The organism is Streptomyces sp. NPDC056161, assembly GCF_042268025.1.
Taxonomy (GTDB): domain Bacteria; phylum Actinomycetota; class Actinomycetes; order Streptomycetales; family Streptomycetaceae; genus Streptomyces.
On sequence record NZ_JBHJUV010000128.1, the window covers coordinates 1 to 4,601 of the forward strand.

Below are 4,601 nucleotides of genomic sequence, written 5' to 3' on the forward strand. Positions count from 1 at the left end.
CACCCGGCCGCCGCGCCCCCCGGCCGGCCCCCGGCCCGCGGCCCCCCCCACCGCCCGACGAAGGAGGCCGGGGCCGGCGAGCACGCACCGGGCCACCAACACCGCCGCCCCGCCAGGGGCGTCCGCTACCGCCGCCGCACAGCACGACGCGGCCCGCCCCGGCCGGCTCGGCGGGGGACGGGCCGCGTCGCGCGGCGGGTGCTACTCGGCGGCGGACGCCTCGACCGTCACGCAGCAGGTGAGCGGGACGCCGTGGAGGTCGTAGTTCGTGACGCCGGGGGCGACGAAGAACTTGCGGCTTCCGCTGTAGCGCAGGACGGCCGTGCTGTCCGCGTCGAGCGTCACGGTGGCACGCGGCTTGCCGCGCCGGGGGCGGTCGACCTCGGCGACGATGCCCTTCAGGCCGTTGAGGTACGCGGGGGAGAGCTTGGCGAGCTGGACCGTCGCCCCCTTCGTCACCGTGGCGGCGGCGACGGTCTCGGCCTTGCGGCGGTCGGCCGCGCGCCGGGTGTTGACGGCCTCGATGATGTGGTCCAGCGCCGCGTCATCGGCGTCGCCGACGATGAAGGCGGTCATCTGCTCAAGGGTCGTGGTCATGTGAACTCCTGTGTTGAAGGTTCGGGGTTGGACCGGGGGAGAGCTGCCTCTCTCCCCCGGTGGGTCATGCGGTGCTGCTGGCGAGTCGGCTGACTGCCTCCTGGAAGGTCTCGGCGGAGAACATGACGTCGGGCCACTGGACGGACGCCTCGCGGCCGTCGCTGTACTCGATCCCCCACGCCAGGGAGTCGCCTTCGGCGGCCGGACCGGCGACCTGGGCGGGCTCCCATCCGGCGAAGCGGCGGCGGGGGTCTCGGGCGTCCGGCACCCACTTGCGGACCCTGACGGGCAGACCGGCCACGGCGGTTGCGATTCGGGCCGCTTCGTCTGCGTATGACATGCAGTCTCCCGGTGTTGAAGGTTCGGGCTGTCGCCGGGAGGGGCTGCCATCCCCTCCCTACACCGCTAATTCTGCCTTATCCGGGATGCTGTGTCAACGCTGTGACGTGCGCGTTCCTAGATTCCCCACCACACGCGCTGTTCGTCAATCAACAGCTCGATCGGCAGGACTCCCGCACCGTTGAGTGCGACCGGCGCCACCTCGTCCCGGTCGACGGACAGGCGCATCCGGGCTTCGCCGTCGGGGTCCAGGACAAGGTACGCGGATACGTGCACCCCGACCAGCGTGATCATGGGGACTTCTCCGGCGCCGTCCCGTTCCGGCGCGTGCACGGGGTGGACGCGGGATTCCGCGTGCAGTCGCTCGACGTCCTCTTGCCGCACGGTCACGCCTCCTGCGTGATCTCGTCCGCCTTGTATCCGGCCGGCTTGCCCATGCCGGGCCAGACGACCATGACCAGCCGGTCGCCGGTGAAGGGGTCGGTGCCGTATCCGGTGACGGTTCCGAGGATCAGGGGAAGCGTGCGGTGCCGCACGGTGCTGGTGCGGGGGTGGGCCTCCTCGATGGCGGGGGCCTGGGGCTGGGCTTCGGTGTTCACGTCTACCTCTCGGGGGATGGGGGCCGGTGCCGAGCGGCACCGGCCCGGCGGGCGGTCAGGCGTCGGCGCGGTCGCGGCCGAACGTGTGGCGGGTGCCGTCGCAGCAGGGGCAGGCGTCGCCGATCAGCTCCGCGAGGCTGCGGCCCACCGTGATCGCTCGGACGGCGCTGGCCTTGACGGGCGGGTTCTTCGGATCGGCGGTGATCCATCCGGCGGACGGCGGGACCAGGAGGGGGCCCGGCGGCACGCGGAGGATGCGGGCGGCGACGTGGGAGGCGGCTGCCGCTTCGGCCTCGACCTGCTCGGGGTCGACTCCGGCCGTGGACTCGATGGCGGTCCGGGCGACCTTCAGCAGCAGGGCCCGGGATGCGTCCTCCGGGTCGATCGCCTCGGCGGGCACCCCGTTGATCAGGAAGGCGCGGTGGTCGCCCTGGGCGGTCAGGGCGGCGATCAGCCGGTTGCGGACCACCTGGGCGGGGCTGCCGGAGATCGGGCGGGGCGGGACCGGCGGGCCGTCGGTCTGCGAGATGTCGAAGACCGCGTTCGAGACCCACCCGCGCGCCGGTGCCTCGTCCTGGGGCTCGGGGTCCTCCGGCGTCGACGCGTCATCCTCCCGCCGCCCTCGCATGGGCCCCCAGATCCGGATGCCCTCCTCACCCTTGCGGACCTGCCGCCCCTCGTCCTGCCACGCCCGGTAGCCGAGTACGCGCGTCGCCTCCGGGGCCTGGAGGCCGATGGCGATGGCGTTGACGGCTCCGCGGTGGTTCAGGTGGACGGCTCCGGCCCGCATGACCGCCGCCCACACGTCGCGCCGTCCCATAGCGGCGTATCCGGCCTGGAGAAGGTCCGCCAGTTCGGCCGTGCGCCGCTTGCCGAGTTCTCGCCGGGCGTCCGGCGCGAGCTTCCTGTACCCCATCGGGCTGTCCTTTTCGTGTTGAAGGTTCGGGCCTGTCGTCCGGGGCTGCCATCCCCTTCCGACATCGCTAATTCTGCCTTATTTAGGGCTCCGAGTCCACCCGGGAAGAGGGTCTGAGCGAGTGATCTGCATCACACGTTTTCGCAGGTCAGGGGCGGTTTCCGCCCTCTCCGGGCGGGCCTTGCCCGGCGGCCCGCCACGGCTCCGCCCGGTGGGCGGGGGCTCCCCTCGGTTGGCCGGGCAGCTCCGCCCGACCGCCGGTTCTGTGGGGGGTGCCAGGCTCGCGAAGCGACCGCGAAGCGGCTCGGCCTGGCACCCCCCGCAGGTTCGGTGGTAGCCCGAAGGGTGACCGGTCGGCCGAGGGGAGCCCCCGCCCACCCCCTACACCTCCGCCACCTACCGGGCCGCACCCGGCACACCGCCCCCGCACCCCTTGGGCAGGCCCGGCGCCCGCCGGAGGCATTGGGGTTCGCCTCGACCGACGACCCGGTGCTGCCCGGCTGCTGCGCTGACCGGAGCGGACAGACCGGCGGTCCGCGCCAGCGGACCCGGGACAAGGTCGTCGCCCCGCCAGGGGCGCCCGCTTCGGCCCGACGAAGGAGGGCCTGGTCCGCCCCGCGGACCCCGGCCGCCGCGCGGCCGCCGGCCCCGAAGGGGCCCAACAAGTCGTCGCGCCGTCAGGCGCGCCCATGGCCCGGTGCCGACGGCACCGGCCGACGAAGGAGGCCGGGGCCGGCGAGCACGCACCGGGCCACCAACACCGCCGCCCCGCCAGGGGTGTCCGCTACCGCCGCGGCGGCGCCCCGTCCCGGCCGGCTCGGCGGGGACGGGGCGGCGTCTCAGAACAGCGCCGCTTCCTCGTACTCGTACGTGGTCGCCGTCGGCTTGGGCGCGGGCACGGCGGCTCGGGGGGTGGACACGAAGCGCGGGGCGGGGACCGGCAACAGGCCCTCTTCCGCGTCCTCGAAGTCCGCGAACACCACCTCCGTGCGCGGGCTGACGCCTCGCCATCCGTCCTCGTAGGCGGACGTGTCGATGCCCACGCGGGAGCAGAGGGTGAATCCGGTCTCCCGGTGGAAGCGCTCGTATGCGGTGCTGCGCTGCTCCTCGTAGCTGTGGACTCCCGCGATCTTGAACGGCGCGGACATCTGCGGCACGAGGAACACCCCCTTCCGCGCGAGGGTCGACGCGATGTCCATGACGTGGAACTCGAAGTTCGGGCCTCGGTACCTCGGCCCGTTCCCGCTCCGCTCCACCCGGCCGAAGGGGGGGTTGGCCACCGCGTAGTCGAACCGCCCCAGCGTCTTCGGGTCCAGGGTGAAGACGTCCGCGCAGATCCAATGCGCCTCGGGCACGACCTTCCGTCCCACCTCGACGTATGCCGGGTTCTTCTCGACACACACCACCTCGCGCGGCGGCCTCCCCTCGAACCTCCTGTGCCACTTGTCCTGCACGGCCCACGCCAGACGGCCGATCCCCGCGCACAGGTCGATGACCCGCTCCCCGTTCACCTCCAGCCGGAGGTCGAGCGCCAGATCCTCCGGGGTGAAGAAAGCTCCGTCCAGGGAGTTGCTGGTCGTGCTGGACTCCTGCCAGTGGTCGAGCACGGTTTCCCGCTCCTCCTCCGTCAAGTCGCGGTTCAGCTTGACCAGCCGCGACGCCTCGCGGTGCAGTCGCTCTTGCTCCTTGGTCAGCTTCGCCATCACGCTCTCCCTGGTGTTGAAGGTTCGGGGTTCGTCGTCCGGGGCTGCCACCCCCTTCCGACATCACTAATTCTGCCTTATTTGGGGGTCGGGGTCCACCTGGAACAGGGGTCTCGGGGGGTGATCTGGATCACACGTTTTCGCAGGTCAGGGGCGGTTTCCGCCCCACCGGCGGCGGCCTCGCCGGGCGGCGTCCGCCACGGCTCCGCCCGGTGGGCGGGGGCTCCCCTCGGTCGGTCGGGCAGGCTCGCCCGTACCCGGGTTCCGGTGGGGGTGCCAGGCTCGCGCTCGCGCGACCGCGAAGCGGCCCGGCCTGGCGGCCCCGCCGGGTTCCGGGTAGCCCTCCGGGTGCCCGACCGGCCGAGGGGAGACCCCGGCCACCCCTCCACCCCAGCCACCCACGGCCCGCACACGGTGACGGAGCCCCCGCCCCCTTGGGAGTAAGGG

Annotated in this window: 6 protein-coding genes; all 6 read right to left on the minus strand. The window is 73.1% G+C overall.

Going from position 1 to position 4,601, the window contains the following annotated elements:
* Positions 1-201 precede the first annotated feature (201 nt).
* Positions 202-597 (minus strand): hypothetical protein, encoded by a 396-nt coding sequence (locus ACFC09_RS45715; RefSeq protein ID WP_051820480.1) that lies wholly within the window; start codon positions 595-597, stop codon positions 202-204.
* Positions 598-661: 64 nt separating this feature from the next.
* On the minus strand, positions 662-937 hold the full coding sequence (locus ACFC09_RS45720) for a hypothetical protein (protein ID WP_376539085.1): 276 nt from the start codon (positions 935-937) through the stop codon (positions 662-664).
* 116 nt (positions 938-1,053) lie between these two features.
* Positions 1,054-1,326 carry a hypothetical protein gene (locus ACFC09_RS45725; RefSeq protein WP_030795510.1) on the minus strand — a complete coding sequence of 91 codons (273 nt, stop codon included), beginning with the start codon at positions 1,324-1,326 and terminating at the stop codon, positions 1,054-1,056.
* A complete protein-coding gene (locus tag ACFC09_RS45730) occupies positions 1,323-1,535 on the minus strand; it encodes a hypothetical protein (RefSeq protein ID WP_376539087.1) in 213 nt (70 codons plus the stop codon). The genes ACFC09_RS45725 and ACFC09_RS45730 overlap by 4 nt, the downstream gene beginning before the upstream one ends.
* 55 nt (positions 1,536-1,590) lie before the next feature.
* Positions 1,591-2,451 (minus strand): ArdC-like ssDNA-binding domain-containing protein, encoded by an 861-nt coding sequence (locus tag ACFC09_RS45735; protein WP_376539089.1) that lies wholly within the window; start codon positions 2,449-2,451, stop codon positions 1,591-1,593.
* An 839-nt stretch (positions 2,452-3,290) separates the two neighbouring features.
* Entirely contained in the window at positions 3,291-4,154 is an 864-nt protein-coding gene (locus ACFC09_RS45740; protein WP_376539091.1) for a methyltransferase, read from the minus strand.
* Between the last annotated feature and the right edge of the window lie 447 nt (positions 4,155-4,601).

Bases quoted from the DNA above. Each gene is read 5' to 3' on its own strand.
- ACFC09_RS45715 (WP_051820480.1), bottom strand. From the start codon at position 597: ATGACCACGACCCTTGAGCAGATGACCGCCTTCATCGTCGGCGACGCC.
- ACFC09_RS45740 (WP_376539091.1), bottom strand. From the start codon at position 4,154: ATGGCGAAGCTGACCAAGGAGCAAGAGCGACTGCACCGCGAGGCGTCG.
- ACFC09_RS45720 (WP_376539085.1), bottom strand. From the start codon at position 937: ATGTCATACGCAGACGAAGCGGCCCGAATCGCAACCGCCGTGGCCGGT.
- ACFC09_RS45735 (WP_376539089.1), bottom strand. From the start codon at position 2,451: ATGGGGTACAGGAAGCTCGCGCCGGACGCCCGGCGAGAACTCGGCAAG.